This window comes from Cetobacterium sp. NK01 (assembly GCF_024506395.1).
Classification (GTDB): Bacteria; Fusobacteriota; Fusobacteriia; order Fusobacteriales; family Fusobacteriaceae; genus Cetobacterium_A; species Cetobacterium_A somerae_A.
Genome location: NZ_JANIBO010000004.1, coordinates 87,138 through 110,251, shown reverse-complemented (window position 1 = coordinate 110,251; position 23,114 = coordinate 87,138). Strand labels below are relative to the sequence as shown.

The window sequence follows — 23,114 nt, the reverse complement described above, 5'->3', positions numbered from 1 at the left end:
AAATAACAAAATACTTTACTGAACTTTAAATTTATTACTCTTATAATAGTTAGAAAAACAACTTCATGATTTAAAACATCTTTGAAACTGCGTGATGGTTATTTTACTGCTTGAAAATTATTAAATCCTTTTCTACCTTCTAACTATTATTATAATTGTTAGACGTTTTTTTCCTCGAAAAAAGTTTGAAAAGTTAGAATCTTTTAAAAAGTCCGCTGAGCGAACTTTTTGTATTATCATCTATGAATTAAAAATATAAATTCTTCTATAAAACTCTATTAACAAAAAAGGGAAAGAGCCTCTGGGGATAGAGGCTCTTTTTGGGGGGGATTAAATTATATTATTACTTTTAACACTTATAATATTTAGACCACAGATTTCTAAAAAAAGTTTTATTCTTTATTAAAAAATTTTAGTTTTTATGAAAATTGTTTAATTGAATATATTTAAAATTTTATTGCTTTTGATTTTTGAAATAAATAAAAGAGTCAAATAATTTTTCGAAACGTTCGTTTTTCGATCTCTGGAAGAAAATTTTAAAAAAAATAAAAAAATTTCTAATAGATAAATCTTAAATAAAAATGTTATTATTAAAACAGCACATTTTTTTACTAACTAGGAGGAAATTATAATGAAAAAAACACCACTAATTTTAGGAACATTATTAGCAATTGGATCTATTTCTTATGCTAAAGAAGTTGCGGTAGCACCAGTAGAGGTATCAAAAGAGGTTGTAGTAGCACCAGTTATAGTTGAAGAGGTAGCACCAGTTGTAGTTGCATACACACCACTATACAACATCTATGGAAAAGTAGGATTAGATGTATGGTCAGAGTATGATGAATGGAAGGGTGACATTGATGGTTATAGCTTTAAACAAAATAAAAAAGAGACTAAAGATTTAGGATTTGAAATAGCTTTAGAAGCTACTAGAAATATAACGAATAACTTTGAGCTAGGACTTGGAGTAGCTTATCAAAATCATGCTAAGCCAAAATCAAAAAAATTTAGTGATTCTGGAGATAATTGGTCTGAAAGATATGAATCAGAAATGCCTAAATATGATTCAGTTCCATTATATGCTATTGCAAAATATAATTTTGAAACTGGAACAGCATGGAAACCATATTTAAAAGCAACTTTAGGATATTCATTTAATTTTGGAGATAAAGATGCAAAAGATTGTGATTTTTATTCGTCAGGAGATTACTCATATAGTGATACATATAAATATAAAACAGATATTAAAAATGGATTATACTATGGTGTAGGTGCTGGAGTAGAGTATGAAAATTTCTTCGTAGATTTAATGTATCAAGTAAATCAAGCTAAAGCTAAATTAACAGAAGAATATGAAAATGAAAAATATGAAATGGGAAAGAAAGACTTTGATTACTCAAGAGTAACTTTAGGATTTGGATATAAATTCAGCTTTTAAATCAAAATTAATTAAAGGGATAAAGAATAATTATTCTTTATCCCTTTTTATAATAAATTTTTAAAAAATATAATTTCAAGCGGAAAATTTGTAAGTATTCAAAATTAGGGGGAGAATTGTGAGGAACATAAGCAACGAAGAAAAAAATTTAAAGAGGTATTTAAAAAATCATATTTCTTTAAATTTAGAAACAATGGTTAAATTTTTAATAACAGGAATGGTAGGATTTTCACTTACAGCTTGTGGAGGCGGGGGTGGAGGTGGAGGAGGAAGTCCTTCTGATTCAAAACCGCCAGTAGTAGATCCACTGCCACCAGTAGTAGATCCAGACGATTTAAAAACTACTGCAACAATCAATGGGAAAGAAGTTTTGATTGAATATAATAATTTTGATAATAATATAAAGCTAAATGGAGTAAAAGCACAAGTGGTGAATGAAAACTCTATTTTGATTACAGATGAAAATGAAACACACAAAGGAAATAAATTAGAAGGAATCATAATTTCTAAACTTAGAAATAAATACATGTTCTACAAAGATGGAAATCTTGTAGGAGTTTCTGATGGAGAAAGTGGAGTTGATTTAAAAAGATTACAAGAATATTTATCAAAAGGTGAAATAGATTTTAAAGATATGGAGAACATTTTTTCCGGAATTCATAAAGATATATTTTTAGAGGGATTAAATAATACACAAGAGAAAGAATTTGAAATTTCAGATTTTAAAAACTACAATCAGAATTATAATGAAATTTATAATAATCTTGAAACTACAATAACTTCAACTTCGGAAGATTTTAACAATAAACTTTCAACATTGGATACCTTAACGGAAAAAACTGATTTAGATATTAATTTAACACATACAGAACTTTATAATAAATTAACTAATACTGAATTAACTGAAATAAAAATAGATGGAAAAAATTATACTGTAATAAATGGAGATTTAGGAAATAAAGATTCAATTTTAGTAAATACAGAAATTCTTAATGGAACAATATGGGGACAAAACTCTTCAGAAAATGGTATAAATGTAAATTATGGTGAACTTATAGTTTCAAGAGATTATACAGGAGCAATTGGACAAAGAAGTGTTTCAGGAAATAATTATAATTATGGTAAAATAGCTGTTTTATCAAAAAATATTTATTCTCCAGAAGAAGAAAGCTTTGATTCATATGGACAAGTATCAGAGGGAAATAACTATAACTATGGAGTAATAGATATATCAACTATGATAGGAAGGTCATTCGGACAATATTCTAAGAATGGTAGTAATTATAATTATGGAGTTATTAATATTAAATCATCTGCTTCTAGCTTATATAACCAGTCTTACGGGCAATATTCTAAGAAAAATTATAACTATGGAAGTATTATATTAACTCCGACTAGCTACCACGGATCTTCTTATGGACAATATGCAGAAGAAAATAATTATAATTACGGTAGTATGGTAATGGAAGAAGCCTCTAATGGTCAAATTTCACTTAATTCAAATAACTACAATTATGGTCAAATAGAGGTAAATAATCAATCGAATTCAAATGTATATGGACAGTGGGGGTTCAAAAATTACAATTATGGTGAAATAAAAAATGCTTCTGAAGGACAAAAAGCTAACATAAGTAATTATAATTATGGTGTTATAAAAGCAACAAGATGGACCAAAGGAATAGGGCAACAATTAGGACATGCAGGATTAGGTAATTATAATTATGGAGATATTATAATATCTTCAGAAAATGATTTTGCTTATGGACAAGTATCAGAAAAAGATGGAAATAATTATAACTATGGAAATATTGTATTACAGGTATCTAAAGGAAATGATGCAATTGGCCAACGTCAAGAATATGACTATTTTAATAAAGGAAACAATTATAACTATGGATATATAGAAGTTTCTCCATTCTCAAAAGAAGAATATATTTCTTTATATGGTCAATATTCAACTAACGGAAGAGGAAATAACTATAATTATGGTCAAATTAATGCTTTTACAGATTCAGATTCTTCTGCATATGGTCAATACTCAAGTTCTGGAAATGAAGGAGGGAATAACTATAATTATGGAAATATCTTTGTAAAATCACTTGGAAGAGTTTATGGACAAAATATTTCACAGTATAGTTATAATAGTGATTATACTCATAGTTATTATGATAATTCTAATTATGGAAACATATATTTAGAAGGTAAGACAGGATATGGAATGTATAGCTATTCACCAAAAAATAATGTTTTTGTATCAAGTTATAATTATGGATTAATTGAAATAAATAATTCTCTTAATGATACTAATAAAGATGGAGTAATTGATGGAAAAGATTATGTTGTAGGAATGTATGCTGATGGAGTTGGAGCACGAGTATATAACTATGGAACTATAAGAACAAATGCCATAACTGGAGATAATATAATAGATAGTTTAGGAAATTCTTTTGATAAGGTATTTATGCAGGGGGTTAATGGTGGTCAGGTATATAACTACGGTATTCTTGAAAACACTAATGCTTTAGCTACTCTTTCTTTAGGTTCTGGAATAAACTCTTCAACATCGGCAGGGTATAAAGCAGCAGGAGACTTTAAGCTTGCAGGCGAGATGAATATCATGGCCGAAATAGGAAAAGGAGATTCTTATATAAAAGAAAACTTCATAACTGCAGGAGGAAGTATCACTGGATTAGAAAATCTTACTACTCAAGGAGTGTATGAGATTGCTATTTCTGAAAATAAAAATGAAGATAATAAAAATATTATTGATTTAACAATGAACAAAGTCAAAAATATTGAAGACACAGTTTCTGGTTATTATAGCAATTTAATTAAAAATGTAGGACTTGATAATTATGTTTATGGTGAAGGAAATGGTTCATCGAAATTTGCAGAATTAGTAAATAAACTTGTTTCAACAGGAAAAACAGCAGACCTTGAAAGTATTTTCTCTAATGAATACGCCAACCTAAATGGAGTTATTCTTGAAAATAGTTTAAGAAATAGTACTGCACAATCAAATTTAAAAGATACAAAGGAAACATATATTGAAGTTAACGGTGGAACTTATGATTCTGATTTTACAGGAAACGTAAGTGGAGTTTTAGCTGAAGACTATTTAGGGAGTTATAAGATTGGTATTTTCACAGATACTCAGAAAAAAGAATCTAAAAAAGTTTCAAACACAGTTTCTTACGATAGAGAATCATATTTACTTATGGGATCAAAATCTCTTTCTGAAAATACAGGATTAACATTATCATATGAATATTCAAAAAATAAATATGATAATGGTGCTAAACTTTCTACAAACTATTTTGGAGCTGGATTATATTCAGGTAAAAAGTTTGCTAGCTTTAACTATACATTCCTAAGTGATGCAATAATTGGTTTAAATACCATGGAAAGATCATCTACAGATGCAGACTTTAATTCATATTCTATTTCAATGACTAATAGAATAGAAAAGCCATTTGATTTATCTATGATGAATTTATCTGCAATAGGAGAAATAAAAACTACTTTATTTGGACATGAAAAAATAGAACAATCAGGTGCAGATCTTGAAAGTTCTAGAAATGTTACTGTAGATTCAAAAACTAATATTTCAAATAACTTAATATTGGGAATGAAAGGAAGTAAAAATTTCAATTCTTTAATTATATTTGATTTCTTTGCAGGATGCGAAAAAGAGTTAAATAATGTAAATGAATGGAGAGATACTTTTAGTTTAACTGAATTAAGAAGTTCAGAATATGCAACTCCAGTAAGAAAAGAAAAATATGGAGCAATTGTTGGTGAAATAGGAATTCAATTTAATCTAAATGATAACTTTACAATAAAAGGAAAAGTTTCTGGTGATTCTATCGGAGATAAAAAAGCTACGATGGGATTCCTTTATAAGTTTTAAGTTTAAAAAAGTACACTTTTGTGTACTTTTTTTATTAAGAGTTATTATATAGACAAATATCTAATATATTTATACCTGTTCTTCCTGGAGTATATCTTGCTTTTTATCAAAATGCCCCGATTCATCCTCTTTCTAATAGAGGACGAGGTTTTCTCGGGACGTTTTGATAAATAAAGAGAAATATATTTTTATAAAATTATAAAAGGAAATATAATAAAAGATGGTAGTATTATGTAACTATTAAGTAAAGGAGAGGATTTTTATGTCACTACAAAGTAATTTTGCTAAATTAGTTATATCTGGAAAAATTGAAGATATTTTAGCTAAGGATTCGTTGATTTGTTTTTCTTTTATCTCTCAAATGGATAATTGGAAAACTTTAGCAGAATATGGTGAATGGAAATTACAAATTAGTAGTAAAACTGGTATATGTAGGGTTATTGACTCACATATTATTAAAAAAGTTTCTTCTTCATTAGAGAAAATAGAAAAATTAATTAGTGATAAATTATAGGGCTAGGTATCTAGTCCTTTTTTATTTAAGAGTTATTTTAAAAAAAAACTTTTATTTTTATAAAAAATATAGTATTCTATATTGAACCACGATTCAAAAAAATAAAATTTTTATAGGAGGTATATGAAGAGAAGAGAAATTTATATTATAACTGGTTTGATAATGTTTTTATGTATGGGGACTATTTATTCCTGGGGAGTTTTTCAAAGACCTTTAATAAAAATTTTAGAAGAAACTAATGGAAAACATATTTCGTCTACAATGGCAGGAATGCCATATACAATATTTTTATTTTTTTATGCATTTAGTATGCCTGTAGCAGGATTGTTTATAAAAAAAATAAATCCTAAAATATTGGCTATATTGGGATCCTTTTTAATAGGACTAGCTTGGATTTTAGCTGGCTTTGCAAAAAGTATCGAATTTATTATTATAACTTATGGTATTCTAGGAGGAATAGGTGTAGGAGTTATTTATGGTATACCGATAGCAGTCGTAACAGAATGGTTTCCAGACAAGAAAGGATTTTCTGTAGGATTAACGCTTTTAGGATTTGGACTTTCTCCATTTCTAACAGCACCTTTGGCTAGTGAACTAATAATTAAATTTGGAGTATTTTCAACTTTTAAAATTTTAGGAATTTTATTTTTGATAATTTTAACTTTACTGTCATTATTTTTAAAATTTCCAGATAAAACTGAATATGAAAATGCCAATAAAAATATTGAATTTTTTAATGAAACTACTTCTAAAAATATGATAAAAACAACAAAATTCTATGCTTTATGGATATGCTACATGATTGGGACTTTTTGTGGACTCATGATAATTGGAATTTCAAGTTCTTATGCTCAAGAAATCATAGGTATAACTCCTTTAAAAGCTGCATTTTTTACTTCCTTCTTTGCTATATTTAATGGTATTGGAAGACCTTTATTTGGAGCAATAACTGATAAATTAGGAACTAAAAATGCAATTACAATATCATATATAACAATAATATTTGCAGGTATTATGTCATTACTATTCAAAACGAATATTTTTATATTTATGTTATCATTTTCAATAATATGGTTAAATTTAGGAGGATGGCTTTCTATAGCTCCTGCTTCAACAGTTAATATTTTTGGAAAAATTAATTATACCTCAAATTATGGAATTTTATTTACAGCTTATGGAATAGGAGCTATTACTCAAGGATTTGTAGGAGGTTATTTTAAAGAAACGTTTGGATCATATAATTATATTTTTTATCCAATTGTAATCTCCTGTATTTTGGGATTAATAATAGCTAGAGTTTTTATAAAAGATATTAAAAAATAAAAAGAGAGACTAAAAATCTCTCTTTTGCTTGTTAGAAAATTATTAAAATGTCAATAAAAAAATCTCTTATAGATAAACTCTATAAGAGATTGAAAAATTCAATTATTTTACAGAAGTGATATTTTCTGCTTGTAATCCTCTGTCACCTTTAACAACATCAAATTCAACTTCTTCATTTTCTTTTAAAGATTTGAAACCATCTTTTTTTATTTGAGAGAAGTGTGCGAATACATCTTTCCCATCTTCACCAGTGATAAATCCAAATCCTTTTTCTTCGTTAAACCATTTTACTGTACCTTTCATTTAAGTACCTCCGTTATTTTATTGTTAGTAACTATTTACTCAATAAATATAATTATAAAGAAGTACTTGTTAAAATAGTTCCTTAAAAATCTTTATCTACTTGTGTTATTTCCTTACTACAAAATAATTATAACATGTATATTTCAAAAAGTAAACATTTTATTTTAAAATATTTTATTTTGTTTAAAATGCTAATTATAAAAATGAATAACAGTATGGAAAAAGAACAAAAAAATCTTTAAATTAAATTTTTTAATTTAAGTTTAAATTCATCATCTATAAAAGCTGCATCAATACTATTAAAATAAAAATTTTTATAAATATCAAAATCTATATTAAAAGTATTTTTAATAACTGTATATTCATTAGTTAAAGTTGTATTTGAAACAGTCCTATTATCTGTGTTTATAGTTACTTTTAAATTATCTTTATAAAAATTTAGAAGTGGATGAGTTTCAATTGAGTTAACAGCTTTTGTTTGAACATTACTTGTAGGGCAGATTTCTAATACAATATTTTTATTTTTTACAATATCATACGCTTCTTTACAGCTATTTATATAAATTCCATGACCTATTCTTTCTGCACCGAGAGTTTCAATTGCTTCTAAAACATTTTCTCCTATTCCTGTTTCTCCTGCATGAATAGTTATTCTATAACCTAATTCTTTTGCTAATGAAAATGGTTTTATAAATTTTTTACAAAATCCATGCTCCTCATTTGCACATAAATCAACAGCTACGATACCATTATTTAAATATTTTTTTCCAATATCAATAACTTCATAGATAGTTTCAGCAGGCATATGTCTTAAAAATGATAGAATTAAATTTCCTTTAATATCATATTTTTTTTCACCATCATTAATTCCATCTAAAACACTTTTTATAATCTCTTCGATACTTAAATTAGAAGCAGTATGTAATAGTGGAGCAAATCTGATTTCTATATATTTTATATTTTCTTTTGCAGAATCCTCCATTAATTCAAAAGCTATTCTTCTTAAATTTTCTTTAGATTGCATTAATTTTATAGGAATTTCAAACCTTTCTAAATATTTTTTTAGAGAGCTACATTCTATAGGAGCAATTAGTATATTTTTAATATAATCTATTTCATAGCTAGGAAGATCTAGTCCTTGCTTTAAAGCTAATTCAAGAACTGTTTTAGGTCTTATGCTTCCATCTAAATGACAATGTAATTCTATTTTAGGTAATTTTTTTAAATTCATATTTCCTCCTTAAAATTTTAAAAGTTTATAAATAAAAAAATTCCTGTTACAAAGAAAATACATCTTTTTCTAGACATATTTTCTTCGTAAGCAGGAATTAAGGTTCCACGGTAGATACCCCCATACCTATTAATGGGGTTATACGAAGTTTTATTATTAAGTTTAATAAATTATATTTATGCTATTATATGAAAAAATAAGTTAGATGTCAATAAAAAATAAAAATGATTACAGTAAATATTAAAGGAAAAAATAACTATACTAAGTATATTCGACCAGTATTATATTTTGTTAGAAAGTTAAGGTTAAATAAAAAGAGGAAGTGGTTTATTATGAAATGTAACTGTGAAGAAAAAGAAACTTTAAAAAGATTAAATCCAGATATTGAAGGAGATGCTAGTGAGGTTATTGAAGAGGAGATACAAGAGACTATAGAGGACGATTTTATGGAAAATATAAAGGTTTATGATAATCTAATTTTTCCTGAAGGATTAGAAAAAGTTGGAGAAACACCTTGGATGACAGAAAAAACTGTATTTCCAGATATTTTAAAAAGACATATGGCTCCAAAAGATAAGTTGGGATATCTTCTTGTAAAAAAAGGTGAATTAGAATTTGTATGGGAAGATGAAAAAGAAAGAGTATATACTGTTAATCCTAAACATCCACTTATTATATATCCAGAAAGATATCATCATGTTATATTAATAGGTCCAGTGGAATTTAAAATTAAATTTTATAAATTTGATTTAGATATTATCAAAGATATGAATGCACTTAGACCTGGAGAAAATTTTATAAAACATAATAAATAACTTAAAACTTTTTAGATAAAAAAAATCGTCTAATAATTAAAATAATAGTTAGAAGGAAGAATAGAAATTAAATGAAGTAATGAAAAATAGCCATCACACAGTTTCAAAGATGTTTTAATTTTTAAAAGGAGGAGTTTTTAATAGATTTTAACAAATCATGAAGTTGTTATTCTAGCTATTATGTGAGGTAATAGATTTAAAGTTAGTAGATTAATTTATTTTTTAAGAATTTAAAGAAATTTTTACGAGTTTTAAAATTATTTAAACGTAATTAGATTTAGTAGTAAAGTAGAGGAATTTGTGATGGTTGTTCTCTACTTTTTTTTTATAAATAAATATAAATATTAAAGAAAAAAGAGCTGAATTCAGCTCTTTTTTCTTTAATAGTCATTTTGAAAATATTTGATAACGAATAAGAGGCGTGTGAAGTTCCTCTATTACTAATCGAATCAAGAAGGTTATTATGAGAAGTTTGATAAAACTTCTAAAAATATATTCTGTTATTATAATTAAATTCCTTTTTTGAATTAAAAATAAATTATTTCATAAAAATTGAAAAAAAAGAACAATAGAGAGAAAAAAGACTAAACTATTGAGGAGAGTAGAATATTAACACCCCCAAATTTTAAATTTATTTATAAAATATATAACTATTTAAAAGGAGATTAATTATGGAAGACAGAAATACTCAAACAAAAAAAGTAAAAAATATTTATTTATTAAGTTTAATTGAAACAATTGTATATTGCTTAGGAATATATTTGATTTTTTTCCATTTTAGTTATTTTAAATTAGATTTTTTAAATATGAATCCACATCCATTAATGATAATAGTAGCTATTATAGCTTTAAGATATGGTGTTTATAGTGGTATAGTTGCAGCTTCAGTAGCACTAATAGTTTACTTTGTAGCTTATGTACAAATAGGTAACGATCCTGTGATATTTTTTTATTCTATTGAGTATTATAAATATATTATGATTTTTTTCTTTACAGGATTAGTTCTAGGAAAAATTAATGATAGAAATAAACAAAAAATAGATGAGTTAAAAGTTGAAAATCAAGATATTAATCAGGCTTATAGACATCAAAATGAAAAAAATAAAAAATTAATAAAAGTAAATGAAAACTTAGAATATCAAATAGTAAATAGTAAAGAAAGTATAATAACACTTCATCATATTTTAAATTCAATGAAAAATAAAGATATAGAATCAATTTATCAAGAGGCTGTAAATCTTATAGAAAGATATTTAAAGTGTGAGTTTGTATCATTACATCTTTTTGATGAAAAAAAAGAAAATTTGATATCAAAGATAGAAGCTGGAGAAAAAATAGCTAATTGTATTTTAGCAGAAAATAATAATTTGGAAATCATTAAACAGCTGTTAGCTGAAAAACAACCAATTGAAATCTTAAAAGAGAATAAAGAGAATAAAGTAATTTATTACGCAGCTCCTATAATAAACTCAGGAGAAGTAATTGGTATCTTAAATATTCAGACTTTTGAAAATAATAATCATGGAAAGTATATGTTTCAATTATTCAAAATAATATCAGAGTGGATAAATCATTTTTTAGATTTATCTTCTTTAAATAAAATTTAAATGAGAGGGAAGGCTATGAAAAAAAAATACAGCTACAATTTTATTTTAATAATAATTCTTGTTATAGTTTTGGGATTTCAAAAATTTAGAGTAGAAAATATAGAAGATTATTTTTCTTTAAAGCAAAGTTATAATTATAAACTATCTCAATTAGAAAATGGAAATTTAGAAATAAAAAATCCACAAAAATATTTGGTTTTTTATGATGAGACATCAGAAGTTTCAAGAAAAATTTTAGAAAGATGGAAAGCAACTATGGATTTTTCAAAAGTTAAATATGACTTACAATCTGTGGATAGTCAAAGTAAAATAAATTTTAATGATTATACAGGTGTCGTTTTTACTAATGAAGATTTTATGGGATTTCAAAAAATAAATTTTATTGAAATACAAAATAAAGTAGAAAATGGGATGTCATTATTTTTTTTAACTAGATCTTATTCTAATCCTTTTTCTAAAATTGCTGGTATAGAAAAAGTCAATAATTTCACAGAAGCTAAAGGACTAAAATTTAATAAAGATATTTTTCCAGGTTTTAAAGAGATAGTTGTAGAGGGTGAGGTAATTGAAAACTCATCTTTAGACTTAAAGTTATCTCAGGAAGCAAAAGTTATTGCAATATCTAAAAAAAATATACCGATAATTTGGGAAAAAATGTATGGAAAAGGAAGAGTTATTTATATAAATGGATCAATGTTTGAAAGCAAATTAGCTGAAGGAGTTATGAAGCAACTCGTTGCATATGGAACTGAAATAACAGTGTTGCCAGTTTTGAATTCTAAATTAGTTCATTTTGATGATTTACCAGCTCCTATTTTTGACAAGCACCATGAACCTATTTTTGCAGAATATAGAATGGGTACAAAAGATTTCTTTGACAATATTTGGTGGAAAGATATGGAAGGGATTGCACTTAGAAATAATCTTAAGTATACCACTTTTGCTATTATGCGATATAACGATGCTGTTAGTAAAGAAGCGATTAAAGAAGTGAGTAAAAGAAATTTTGAAAGTTTAAGTAGACAAGGAAGAAATATTATTAAACAAGGAGGAGAAATTGGAATTCATGGTTATAATCATTTTTCATTAGGATTAATAGATGAAATGGATTATAAAGAATACAACTATGCTCCATGGAAAAGTATTGAAGATATGAAAGTAGGATTAAGTTATTTTAGAAAAGTTTTTCATGAAATGTATGGAGAACAGGTAAATAAATATGCTTATGTAGCTCCAAGTAATCTTCTTTCAAAATCAGGAAAGAAAGCATTAGTTGAGACATTTCCAAATTTAAAGAGTTTAAGTGGAATTTTTTATGCAGAAGAAAAAGAGCCAGGACTTTTAGTTCAAGAGGTGGGGAAAGATCCAGATTATCCCAATTTATATTCACTTCCAAGATTTTCATCAGGACTTTTTAAAGAAGATAAAGAGATGTGGTCAATTTATAATTCGATAGCTTCTTATGGATATGTTTCGCACTTTTTACATCCAGATGATATTACTGATGAAGAAAGAGGAAGAAATAAGTTGTGGAGCACATTGAAAGATGGATTCGAAAGTATATTTGTGGCGATAAATAAGAACTTTCCTTTATTAAAACCTTCGACACAAAGTGAATTGAATTATGATTATTCAAAATTAGAAAATATTCAATTAGATTATGAGCTAGAACAAAATAATCTATCAATAAATATAAAGAATTTTTGTGGTCCTATTCAATCGTATGTGAGATTAAATAAGAAAAAAATATTGCAAATAGACGGAGCAAACTATCGATTAATGCAAAAAACAGATGATTATCATCTTTATTTAGTTGATCTAGAAAATAAAGAAATAAAAATAAAAGTGGGTGATGCATGATGGAAAGAAAAGAAATTATTTTAACAAGTATAGCACTATTATTAGAGATAATCTTAGGAGTTATTTTATATAAAGATGGTACTATAAATCAATTTATTAAGCTTCATACTATAATAATAGCAATTATCTACACAATTAATTTTAAGTATTTTAAAGAGAATGGTGGATATTTTGATATATTCATAATTTTAATACCTATTTTAGGTTTCTTATTTTTATTATTTCATGAAGTAAATTTTTTCTCTAAAGGATTAAAAGCTGAAATAGAAAAAAATGATTTAGAAAATAAAAGTATTAAAGAGAAAAAAATATTAGAATTACATGAAAGCAAAAATTTACTTGGAGCTCATGATTCACTTTTAGTTGGAGGAGTTCATGATAAAAAAAATATGATTTTAAAAGCAGAGGCTTTAAATTTAAAAATAAGAGTAGAGGTTTTAAAAAAGGCTTTAAAAGATGACGATATGGAAGTTATTCATTATGCTGCTACGGAATTAAATAAATTAGATGAGAAATTTCAAAATAAAATTAAAGTGTTATCTAAACAAATAGAAAAAAAAGAGGAGCTTTTAAAAAAATATATAGAATATTGTGAATCTGGACTTCTTGAAAGCAATATATTGGAATATTATCAAAAAAAATTAAATAATCTTTCTAGAGAAATAGAGGAGGAGAAATGTCTAAAATCTGTTTAATCTGCGAAGGGTCATATCCTTATGTTGTGGGTGGAGTTTCATCATGGGTCCAAGAGCTTATAACATCTAATCCTGAGCATGAGTTTAAATTAATTTGTTTAGTTCCTAATGAAGAATTTATAGATATAAAATACAAATTACCTAAAAATTTAAAAGAAATAAAAAATGTAATTTTAGAGTCTGAAAATAAAAAATCAACAAAAAATTTTATAAAAAATAAAAATCTAAAATCAAAAGAATTTCAAAATAAAATCGAAAAATTGATGGATTTTAAAAATGCTAATTTTGTTGAAATAATGGATATAATAGATTCTTTAAATGAAAAGGAATATGGAACAGCTTTTGAAATAGTTACAAGTAAAGGGTTTTGGGAGGCTCTTGTAGAATATTATAAAAAACATTTTTCCCATACTGGGTTAAATATTTTTTATTGGACACAACAAAATATTTTTACGACACTTTTAAAATTAGCTCAATTAGATATTCCAGAAGCAGAAATATATCATCCAATCTCAACAGGGTATGCTGGATTTTTAGCAGCTTTAGCAAGTTATAGAAAAAAAGGAAAAGTTATATTAACTGAACATGGAATTTATCCTAGAGAAAGAGAAGAGGAAATTCTTGGTGCAAACTGGGTAGATAAAGATTTGAAGAAAATATGGATTGATTTCTTTTATTTTATGTCTACTTTATGCTATGAATCAAGCGATAAAATAGTGTCTCTTTTTTCTCATAATAGAAATCTTCAAATAGAAAATGGAGCAGATCCAAATAGATGTATTGTTGTAGCAAATGGTATTGATAATGAAATTTATTCAAAAATTCAGAGAGAAAAACAAGAAAAATTTAGTATTGGTTCAGTTTTAAGAATAGTACCTATTAAAGATGTTAAAACTATGTTAAAGGCATATAAAATAGTTGCTGAAAGTAGAAAAAATACTCATCTTTATCTTATTGGACCAACAAATGAAAACGAGGATTATTTTAAAGAATGTGTTGAGATTGTAGAACAATTGGAGTTGGAAGAAAATGTAACTTTTACAGGAAGGGCTGATGTAAAAGAGTATTATAAATTTCTTGATTTACAACTCTTATCATCTATATCTGAAGGTCAACCTTTAAGTATTTTAGAAGGATTAGCCGCAGGGATACCTTGCATATCAACAGATGTTGGAAATTGTAGAGAGTTAATACTTGGAAAAAAAGATATAGGAGAAGCAGGAATGATAGTTCCGCCTACCTCATATGTAGAATTAGCTAATTCAATAATTAAATTATATGATGATGACGAAAAAAGAGTTCTATTTGGAATGAATGGAAAAAAAATAGTTGAGAAATATTATACAAAAGATCAATTTATAAAAAATTATAAAAGTTTATATGATAATTTAGTGGGGAGGGGATAATATGGCAGGAATAGGATTTGAGTTAAGAAAAATGTTTTCAGAAGATAATACAGTTTATGAAAATGTAAAAGCAATAAGCTATTCGACAATAGTAAGTGTAGGGCCATGGATTTTTACTATAGTTACATTAAATATTTTTAATATGATAGGAAAAAAATATATTTTCCAAATTCAAGAGAGACAAATTCTTATGGCAACAATAGTTTATTCGTTTATATTTTCTCAAATTTTCTCAAGTCCATGGCAATATCTTATAACTAGATATGTTGCAGATTGTATATATAAAAATAAGCAAAACCAATTGAGGGGGATATTTTCAGGAATAACTAAGCTTATATTTATTGTTTCTTTTTTAGCAGGAACTATATTTATGAGAAGTTCTCATTTCCCTCAATATTTTAAATACACATCAATTCTTTTATTTTCTTTACTATCTAGTTTATGGATAGCTATGAACTTTGTTAGTTTGTTAAAAGATTATAATTTTATAATTAAAATGTATATATCGGGAAATTTAATTTCGCTAACTTTAGGAGTTTTATTTTTAAAATATCCTATTTTAAAACCTTTTACAGAGTATCCATCGTATAGTATTTTATTAGCTTATACAATTGGAATATTAATAACTTTTACAGGTATTTCAATGCAGCTAATGGCATCTTTTGAAAAAATAAATAGCAGCGAATTTAAATTTGTAAATTATTTAAATGGGTATATTTCATTAGTAATTACAGGTATATTTTTTGTACTTGGAACGTGGAGTCATATTTTTATAAATTGGACAACTGAAAATAGTTTTAAAATAGGAGGAGTTTTTATAACTAATCCAGATTATGAGATTGCAATATTTTATGGTTTTTTAATAATGATACCAACTCTAGTATATTTTATGATATTTATGGAGACAAAATTTTTTCCTTTTTATAAAAAGTATTATTTTTTAATTAATAACAATGGTAATTTAGATGAAACTGAAAAAGAAAGAGAAAAAATGATAAAAACTTTAAGAAGTGAAATATTTTATTCAATGGAATTACAATTTTTAATATCTATTTCATTTATTTTATTATCAAAAAGCATATTTACATATTTCAAAATAGAGTATCATCTTTTAGATTTATTTAGAATTTCAGTGTTTGGAGCTTATTGCTCAGTTTATGTTTCAATTTTTCTGATAATTTTATTATATTTTGATTCTAGAAGAGAAGCTTTAATAATATCTTTAGTTTATGTATTTTTAAATACAATTTTCAGTTGGTATTTTACAAAATTAGGACCTGAATATAGTGGTTTTGGATTTTTTTTAGGATCTTTTATAGCACTTCTATTATCTGATATTTTATTAAAACAAGTTTTAGAAAATTTAAACTATGTAACTTTTTATAGACAGAATTTTATTAATTTATCTAGAAATAAAAAACTTGAATTTTTAGAAAGTCTTTTAAATAAAAAAATATACATGGTTTTAGTTTTTATCTCTATGATTTTTTTAACAGGATGTAGCTCATATGATAATAGAGGATTTAATACAAAAACAGGAAGAAATTGGCATACTATGGGGAAATTCGATGTATTAGGATATGATGTTAATGGCTATACTAGAGATGGTCTTGATAATAGAGGATTTAACCAAGAAGGATGGCATAAATATACAGATTCACCATATGATTATTATGGATTTGATTTTGCAGGAATTCATAAAGATACAAAAACTAAATATAACGAGAGAGGATTTAATCAAGAAAAAATTCATAAGAAAACTAATCAAGAATATGATGAATTTGAATTTGATTTTGTAGGAATTCATAAAAAAACTAAGACAGAATATAATGAAGAAGGTTGGAGTTTGTATGGATTAAATAAAAATACTAAAGATTATTTTGATCAAAATGGTTATACTCAAGACGGATATGATAAAAGAGGGTTTAATCAAAATGGATGGAATAAATATACAAATTCTTTGTATGATTATTATGGATTTAACTGGAAAGGTATTCATAAAGAAACAAGAACTAAATATAACGAGAGAGGATTTAATCAAGAAAAAATTCATAAAAAAACTAATACAAAATTTGATGACTTTAATTTTGATTTTGCAGGCATTCATAAAGAAACAGGAGAGAAGTATGATAAAGAGGGTTGGACATGGTATGGATTAAATAAAAATACTCAAAGTTATTATAATAAACAAGGTTATAATAAAGAGGGATATAATAAAGAGGGATATAATAAAAATGGATATGACCAAAATGGATATGATAGAAATGGAATAAATATAGCTGGTTATAACTTAAAAGGAGAATTTAAAGAAAAATTAGTTGAAAAGAATATCGAAGAATATGATGCACAAGGTTATAATTCTGAAGGAATTGACAAAGATGGGTATGATAAAATGGGGAGGTATATAGGTGGATAAAATTAGGTATAAATTACTATTATATATTTTAATCTCTTGTAAATTAATGGCTGTAGGAGTAGAAATATTAAATTTTTACGAAGAGATACCAGAGAATAATATTTTAAAATCGTATTTAGAAATAGAAAAAACAAAAGAGTATGATTATCAAAAGTGGAGAATTGCTCAAGGAAACTCACTATTAGGTAAAGACTATAAATTAGATTATGAGGTTATTAGAAAAAAGGATAAAGTAGAATATCAGAGTGGAAATAGCAAGGGATGGGAAAATGAGTTTGCATTATCTAAAAAATTTAAAGAGTATCAAATTTTTTCTAAAACTTGGAGTAATGAAATTGGTGTTTTATGGAAGTATGAACAGTTAGATTATCCAGAGCAATTTGGAACCGATATAGCAAGAGATAAATATTCGATTAGATATCGAATGAGAACAAACTCTGATTTTGGAAAAGGTGGAACTTATTGGGGAGTTGATTTTTTAGGCTCAATAGTAGAAAATGAAAAAAAAGATGGAGAGTCAGCGGAAATTAATATAGTTGGAATGACTAACTTAGGTTATGGATTTCAAACTTATACAACACTGTTTAATGAGTATTTAAATTATGGAGTAAGTAGTGGAGCTTATTTAATGAGAGTTGAAAATATAACTAAATGGTCTTATGAGCTAAGTGAACACTTTCTATTTTCTATAGAAGCTAATACAAATTTATATGAATATTTTGGAGATACTGATTATGAATATAGTTTAAAATTTAATATAGCACCTTATTTACAATATAGTTTTGAAATATTAGAAAATGTTAGAGGCTTTGCAAAAATAGGAATAGGCGGATATGAATATGAAGATTGGAAAGCAAAAGAATATAGAAGTAAAAAATCAGGATATTATTTTAATTCTTATGCTGGGATTCAATATGTTTGGTAAAAATAAAAGAAAGAGCAAAGCTATAGTTTAACTATATTTTTCAAAACTCTACATTTGTAACCTTCCTCTTCTTTACAGTTAATTTTAAATATGTTATTATCGAAACATAAAAAATTAAAAAATTTCGTTATTTTAAATTAAGCAGGAGGAAAAATGACTGAAAGAGAAAAAATGTTAGCTGGTTTATTATATGATTGTGGAGATAGTGAGTTATTGGATCAGTGGCATAAAGCAAAAAATTTGATTAGAGATTATAATCAAATAGATTCAAATAATTTAGAGGAAAAAAATAGAATATTAACAGAGTTATTAGGAGGAAAAGGAAAAAACTTATGGATTACAGCACCTTTTTTTGTAGATTATGGAAATAATATTTACTTTGGAAATAATTGCGAAGTAAATATGAATTGTACATTTTTAGATGATAATAAGATAACTATTGGTAATAATGCATTGATTGCTCCTAATGTTCAAATATATACAGCTTTTCATCCTTTAAATGCTAATGAGCGATTTGGAGAGATAAAAGAGAATGGAACATTTGAATTTTGCAAAACACAAACAGCACCAGTAACAATAGGAGATAATGTTTGGGTAGGTGGAGGAGCAATAATTTTACCAGGAGTAACAATAGGAAATAATGTTGTTATAGGAGCCGGAAGTGTTGTAACTAAAGATATTCCTTCTAATTCTGTAGCATTTGGAAATCCTTGTAGAATCATAAAAAAATTGACTAAATGACCATAAAAGATTAAATGAAAGTGATCAATTATGCAGTATTGACGAAATTAATGCTATGCTTAGAGATTCTAGTGTGAAATCTTTGGATAGAAAAATTTTAGAAAATTATGATATTAACGATTTAGATATAATAACTATTGAAAAGTACAGATTAAGAATGAGAGAAGTGTATCCAGAAAGTCATTTTAACAATATTGATAATTTAGATGAGTTTTTAAAAAGTATTGGAGTTATTATAAAAAATAGAAATACGGGAAAGTTTGAATTGACTTTAGGTGGTCTTCTTATGTTTGGAAAAACAATTAGTATAAAAAGCTATTTACCTCATTTTCATTTGGAATATATAGATAAAAGTGATGCTAAATATGATAGATAGGTTGATAGAATTATATATGATGGAACGTGGGGAGAGGAAAATTTATTCAATTTTTATACTGCTGTAATAACAAAGTTAGAAGCTATTGTTATAACAATTTCAAGTACACATAAGTAGACTTTTGTGTACTTTTTTTATTAATAAATTTTAGAGTATAAAATATACTTATTTTTTATTTTTAGATTTAAATCTATAAAAGTTTTTATATATAATACTTTTTTCACAAAAATTATATAATATTTTTGAAATTTAAAGAAGGATGGTTATATTGATGAAATACTATTATGCTAGAGTGTCTTCTGAATCACAGAATTTAGATAGACAGGTGGAATATTTTAAAGAGCTAGGAGCTAATCCGAGAACAATTTTTCAAGAAAAGAGGTCTGGAAAAAACTTTGAAGATAGAGAAATATGGAACGAACTTTTGCTAGAGTGGATTAAAGAAGGGGATACTGTTGTTGTTAAAAACCTTGATAGAATTGGACGTAATGCTAAAGAGGTTCGAGAGTGTTTAATTGATTTAGCTCAAAGGGTATTGCAGTTGAATCTTTAGATCAGGCATATTTAAATGACTTTTTAAGAGAAAACCTTATTGGAAACCAAAGGGGTTAAGTTTGGAAGAACTAAAAATGACGAATATAGACAAAAGGTTTAACGAAATATACCCTCTTACTAGGGATAAAGATAACCCTAATTATCTTCCAGTTAAAGATGCTATTAAGGCAATTGGGTTTTCAAAAGCCATGTTTTATAAGTTAATAGATGAAAAAGGTGAAAAATAGGAGGGGAAAATTTCCTCTCCTATCACTTTTTAATTATATAAGGAAAGTATAGAAAAAATTTAGGCAAAAAAATACTGAAAAATTTGAGTTAAATGAAAAAAGTTAGTATAATAAGGTCCAAATATTACGAGATTCAAATGAACCTTAGCAATCCAATATATGGAGTTAAGACAAATAAATCTGTTTTCTCGTAAAATATTCCTAGTAATAGTCTATTTTAATAGCGATAACCAAGCATTAAACTAAATAGACTTAAAACTCAATCTATTAGAAGGTAGGGAAACCCTTAGAGTTTGGTAAATTTAGGAAGCTCGTAAAAGTTCCTACTACCCAAGAATCCCACGACTTTGGTCGTGTGGAGTGTCAAAAAATGTTTCATCAGTATTTATTAATTCTTCAAGTTTCTCTAAAAATCTTTGAAGATAAAAAGCATCACAAACTGCATGATTAACCTGAATAGATAACGGAATTAAATATTTTTCATTCTCTAAAAAAAACTTCCCAAGGGTAAAGATTGGAAAAAAATAATCATATCCATTTTTTAAATTTAAATTAAATCCATCAAAGGTAAACCATGGTTCCATTGAAATTGAAAAGCTATTTTCAGGAACGTTATCTTTTCCTATTAATTTTTGAATATGCCCATATTCTGTTGTATCATAAATATAAGAGTTATAAAACTCCGAATAAGAATTTATTGAATCACTCCAAAGATTAGTAAATAATTCATTTCCTTTTTTTAGATAAGCATAACAAGGATATAGAGTTTCATAAATCCCTAAAATACCTTGAGAATTTTTATTCGTTCTAAATTCTTCAAATTGATTAACAGTTTTGGTTAAAGTATAAATTAATGCTGGATAAACTTTTAAATTCAACTTTTTAATATTAGTAATATCAAGTTTTAAAGTTATACTTGCAGTGCATGGTTCATTTTTAGTAAAATGTTCAAAATATTCTTTTCTTTTCCATTCTTCAATATTAATTTCTTTAAAAAACATATTAACTCTCCTTATTAGATTAAGTCGTGATTTAATTTGCTTTATTTTACTCCTTTAATTTAAAAATCCTTGTATATTTTTTAATTTACTTTTGCTATTAATCTTGGAACAATATTATTAGTAGTATTAATACCAAATTTTTTTATATATTCTATAAAATTGCACCATTGCACCTAAAAATTCTGGATATGTCTTTAATCCATTCTCAAGGGCTACCTTTAAATCATTATTTGGTAACTGTACAATTTCCAAAAGGAAGTGAATTCACAATATACCCAATAGTAAAATTTCCTTTAGCGATAGATTCTTGTAATGTTTTATTTAATTAGAATATTATATTATTTTTTATAAATTTATTTTAGTAATATTATTTAAAAAAACAAATATAAGAACAATAAAAAAGGAAGAAATAAATTCATATTGTATAACAACGCAAAATTAATTAAATTACTTTATATCACTAATATATATAATAAAATAAGGAGGAGAATTTATGAAAACAGCACCATTAGAAGGAATTAAAGTTATTGACTGGACACAGGTACAATCTGGACCGGCTTGTACACAATTATTAGCTTGGCTTGGAGCGGATGTTATTAAAATTGAGCGTCCAGGAACTGGTGATCCAACAAGAACACAAATGTTAGATATTCCAGATTTAGATGCATTATATTTTTTACAACTAAATAGTAATAAAAGATCAATAGAGCTCGATGCAAAAACACCCGAAGGAAAAGAAATTTTAAAAAAACTTTTACAAGATGCAGATATATTTGTTGAAAATCTTCATCCAGGTGCTGCTGATAAATTAGGATTTTCTTGGGAAGAAGTTCATAAATTAAATCCTCGTTTAATATATGGTACAATCAAAGGATTTAATCCAGAGTCACCATATGCAAATGTTAAAGCTTTCGAACCCGTTGCTCAATGTGCTGGTGGAGCGGCAGCTACAACAGGTTGGTGGGAAGGAGAACACAATATTCCAACTCAATCTGGTGCTGCTTTAGGAGATAGTAATACTGGAATGCATCTAGTTATTGGTCTTCTTGCAGCTTTAATGCAAAGAGAAAAAACAGGTGAAGGATGTTTTGTATATCAATCTATGCAAGAAGCTGTATTAAATTTATGTAGAGTTAAACTTCGTGATCAATTAATATTAGAGCACACTGGAGAAATTAAGCACTTCCCAGGATATCCAGAATATAAGGTTGGAGATACTGTTCCACGTTATGGAAATGCAGAAGGTGGACAAGTTCTTGGTTGGTGTTATAAGTGTAAAGGTTGGGAAACTGATTCTAATGCTTATGTATATATAGTTCTTCAAAATGAAGATAAAGCTTTTGATAAAGCTTGTGAAGGTATGGGAATAACAAAATGGATAAATGATCCTAAATTTAATACTCCTGCTGCTAGAAATTTAGTAAAACAAGAAATTTATGCTGAAATTGAAAAATATACAATAACAAAAGATAAGTATGAAGTTATTAGTGAATTAAGTAAATTTGGTGTTCCATGTGGACCAGTTTTAAGCATTGCCGAAATTGAAAAAGATGAATCACTTCATAAATGTGGAACTCTTGTAAAAGTTCCACAGCCAAAACGTGGAGAATATTTAACAATTGGTTGTCCTCAAAAGTTTTCTAACTTTACTCCTGAAATAAAAAGTGCTCCATTATTAGGTGAACATACAGATGAAATATTAAAAGAAATTGGATATTCTGATGATGAAATAAAAGAATTTCGTGAAAAACATGTTGTATGTAAATAAATA

General features: G+C 26.1%; 19 protein-coding genes and 1 riboswitch. Of the genes, 16 read left to right on the top strand and 3 right to left on the bottom strand.

The genetic code is table 11. From position 1 onward, the window contains the following. Positions 1 to 631: 631 nt before the first annotated feature. The 4 genes from NON08_RS13325 to NON08_RS13310 all read left to right on the top strand — a co-directional run bounded on the left by NON08_RS13325 (position 632) and on the right by NON08_RS13310 (position 7,185). Positions 632 to 1,438 carry an outer membrane beta-barrel protein gene (locus NON08_RS13325; RefSeq protein ID WP_256692108.1) on the top strand — a complete coding sequence of 269 codons (807 nt, stop codon included), beginning with the start codon at positions 632 to 634 and terminating at the stop codon, positions 1,436 to 1,438. A gap of 118 nt (positions 1,439 to 1,556) precedes the next feature. Continuing rightward, positions 1,557 to 5,348 carry a hypothetical protein gene (locus NON08_RS13320; protein WP_256692107.1) on the top strand — a complete coding sequence of 1,264 codons (3,792 nt, stop codon included), beginning with the start codon at positions 1,557 to 1,559 and terminating at the stop codon, positions 5,346 to 5,348. A gap of 262 nt (positions 5,349 to 5,610) precedes the next feature. Beyond that, positions 5,611 to 5,862: a hypothetical protein gene (locus tag NON08_RS13315; RefSeq protein WP_256692106.1), complete on the top strand. Its 252-nt coding sequence runs from the start codon at positions 5,611 to 5,613 to the stop codon at positions 5,860 to 5,862. 123 nt (positions 5,863 to 5,985) lie between these two features. Then, on the top strand, positions 5,986 to 7,185 hold the full coding sequence (locus NON08_RS13310) for an OFA family MFS transporter (protein WP_256692105.1): 1,200 nt from the start codon (positions 5,986 to 5,988) through the stop codon (positions 7,183 to 7,185). A gap of 102 nt (positions 7,186 to 7,287) precedes the next feature. Here NON08_RS13310 and NON08_RS13305 read toward each other — a convergent pair whose 3' ends face one another. Then, entirely contained in the window at positions 7,288 to 7,488 is a 201-nt protein-coding gene (locus tag NON08_RS13305) for a cold-shock protein (RefSeq protein ID WP_256692104.1), read from the bottom strand. 238 nt (positions 7,489 to 7,726) lie between these two features. After that, positions 7,727 to 8,719: an adenosine deaminase gene (add, locus tag NON08_RS13300; protein ID WP_256692103.1), complete on the bottom strand. Its 993-nt coding sequence runs from the start codon at positions 8,717 to 8,719 to the stop codon at positions 7,727 to 7,729. Between the two features lie 67 nt (positions 8,720 to 8,786). Beyond that, positions 8,787 to 8,885: riboswitch (purine riboswitch) on the bottom strand. Between the two features lie 166 nt (positions 8,886 to 9,051). On the opposite strand from add, the gene NON08_RS13295 reads away from it, so the two are divergent. From NON08_RS13295 to NON08_RS13245, 11 genes are all read left to right on the top strand, one after another. Next, positions 9,052 to 9,534 carry a DUF1971 domain-containing protein gene (locus NON08_RS13295; protein WP_256692102.1) on the top strand — a complete coding sequence of 161 codons (483 nt, stop codon included), beginning with the start codon at positions 9,052 to 9,054 and terminating at the stop codon, positions 9,532 to 9,534. A gap of 671 nt (positions 9,535 to 10,205) precedes the next feature. Next, positions 10,206 to 11,141 carry a GAF domain-containing protein gene (locus NON08_RS13290; RefSeq protein WP_256692101.1) on the top strand — a complete coding sequence of 312 codons (936 nt, stop codon included), beginning with the start codon at positions 10,206 to 10,208 and terminating at the stop codon, positions 11,139 to 11,141. A 15-nt stretch (positions 11,142 to 11,156) separates the two neighbouring features. Next, the gene (locus NON08_RS13285) at positions 11,157 to 13,001 is read left to right on the top strand and encodes a DUF2194 domain-containing protein (RefSeq protein ID WP_256692100.1); all 1,845 of its coding nucleotides are present in this window, start codon (positions 11,157 to 11,159) and stop codon (positions 12,999 to 13,001) included. Continuing rightward, a complete protein-coding gene (locus tag NON08_RS13280) occupies positions 13,001 to 13,696 on the top strand; it encodes a hypothetical protein (protein WP_256692099.1) in 696 nt (231 codons plus the stop codon). The genes NON08_RS13285 and NON08_RS13280 overlap by 1 nt, the downstream gene beginning before the upstream one ends. Then, on the top strand, positions 13,678 to 15,102 hold the full coding sequence (gene pelF / locus NON08_RS13275) for a GT4 family glycosyltransferase PelF (protein WP_256692098.1): 1,425 nt from the start codon (positions 13,678 to 13,680) through the stop codon (positions 15,100 to 15,102). The genes NON08_RS13280 and pelF overlap by 19 nt, the downstream gene beginning before the upstream one ends. Before the next feature lies 1 nt (position 15,103). Then, the gene (gene pelG / locus NON08_RS13270; RefSeq protein ID WP_256692097.1) at positions 15,104 to 17,518 is read left to right on the top strand and encodes an exopolysaccharide Pel transporter PelG; all 2,415 of its coding nucleotides are present in this window, start codon (positions 15,104 to 15,106) and stop codon (positions 17,516 to 17,518) included. Beyond that, on the top strand, positions 17,511 to 18,443 hold the full coding sequence (locus NON08_RS13265; RefSeq protein WP_256692096.1) for a hypothetical protein: 933 nt from the start codon (positions 17,511 to 17,513) through the stop codon (positions 18,441 to 18,443). The genes pelG and NON08_RS13265 overlap by 8 nt, the downstream gene beginning before the upstream one ends. A 153-nt stretch (positions 18,444 to 18,596) precedes the next feature. After that, positions 18,597 to 19,184 (top strand): sugar O-acetyltransferase, encoded by a 588-nt coding sequence (locus NON08_RS13260; RefSeq protein WP_256692095.1) that lies wholly within the window; start codon positions 18,597 to 18,599, stop codon positions 19,182 to 19,184. A 55-nt stretch (positions 19,185 to 19,239) separates the two neighbouring features. Beyond that, complete coding sequence (locus tag NON08_RS13255) at positions 19,240 to 19,560, top strand: hypothetical protein (protein WP_256692094.1); 321 nt, start codon at positions 19,240 to 19,242, stop codon at positions 19,558 to 19,560. Positions 19,561 to 19,831: 271 nt separating this feature from the next. Beyond that, a complete protein-coding gene (locus NON08_RS13250) occupies positions 19,832 to 20,113 on the top strand; it encodes a recombinase family protein (RefSeq protein WP_256692093.1) in 282 nt (93 codons plus the stop codon). A gap of 61 nt (positions 20,114 to 20,174) precedes the next feature. Continuing rightward, entirely contained in the window at positions 20,175 to 20,342 is a 168-nt protein-coding gene (locus NON08_RS13245; protein WP_256692092.1) for a hypothetical protein, read from the top strand. Between the two features lie 326 nt (positions 20,343 to 20,668). Here NON08_RS13245 and NON08_RS13240 read toward each other — a convergent pair whose 3' ends face one another. Continuing rightward, positions 20,669 to 21,343 carry a CatA-like O-acetyltransferase gene (locus NON08_RS13240; protein ID WP_256692091.1) on the bottom strand — a complete coding sequence of 225 codons (675 nt, stop codon included), beginning with the start codon at positions 21,341 to 21,343 and terminating at the stop codon, positions 20,669 to 20,671. Positions 21,344 to 21,836: 493 nt separating this feature from the next. Here NON08_RS13240 and frc point away from each other — a divergent pair, with 493 nt between their 5' ends. Next, a complete protein-coding gene (frc, locus tag NON08_RS13235) occupies positions 21,837 to 23,111 on the top strand; it encodes a formyl-CoA transferase (protein WP_256692090.1) in 1,275 nt (424 codons plus the stop codon). Positions 23,112 to 23,114 lie beyond the last annotated feature (3 nt).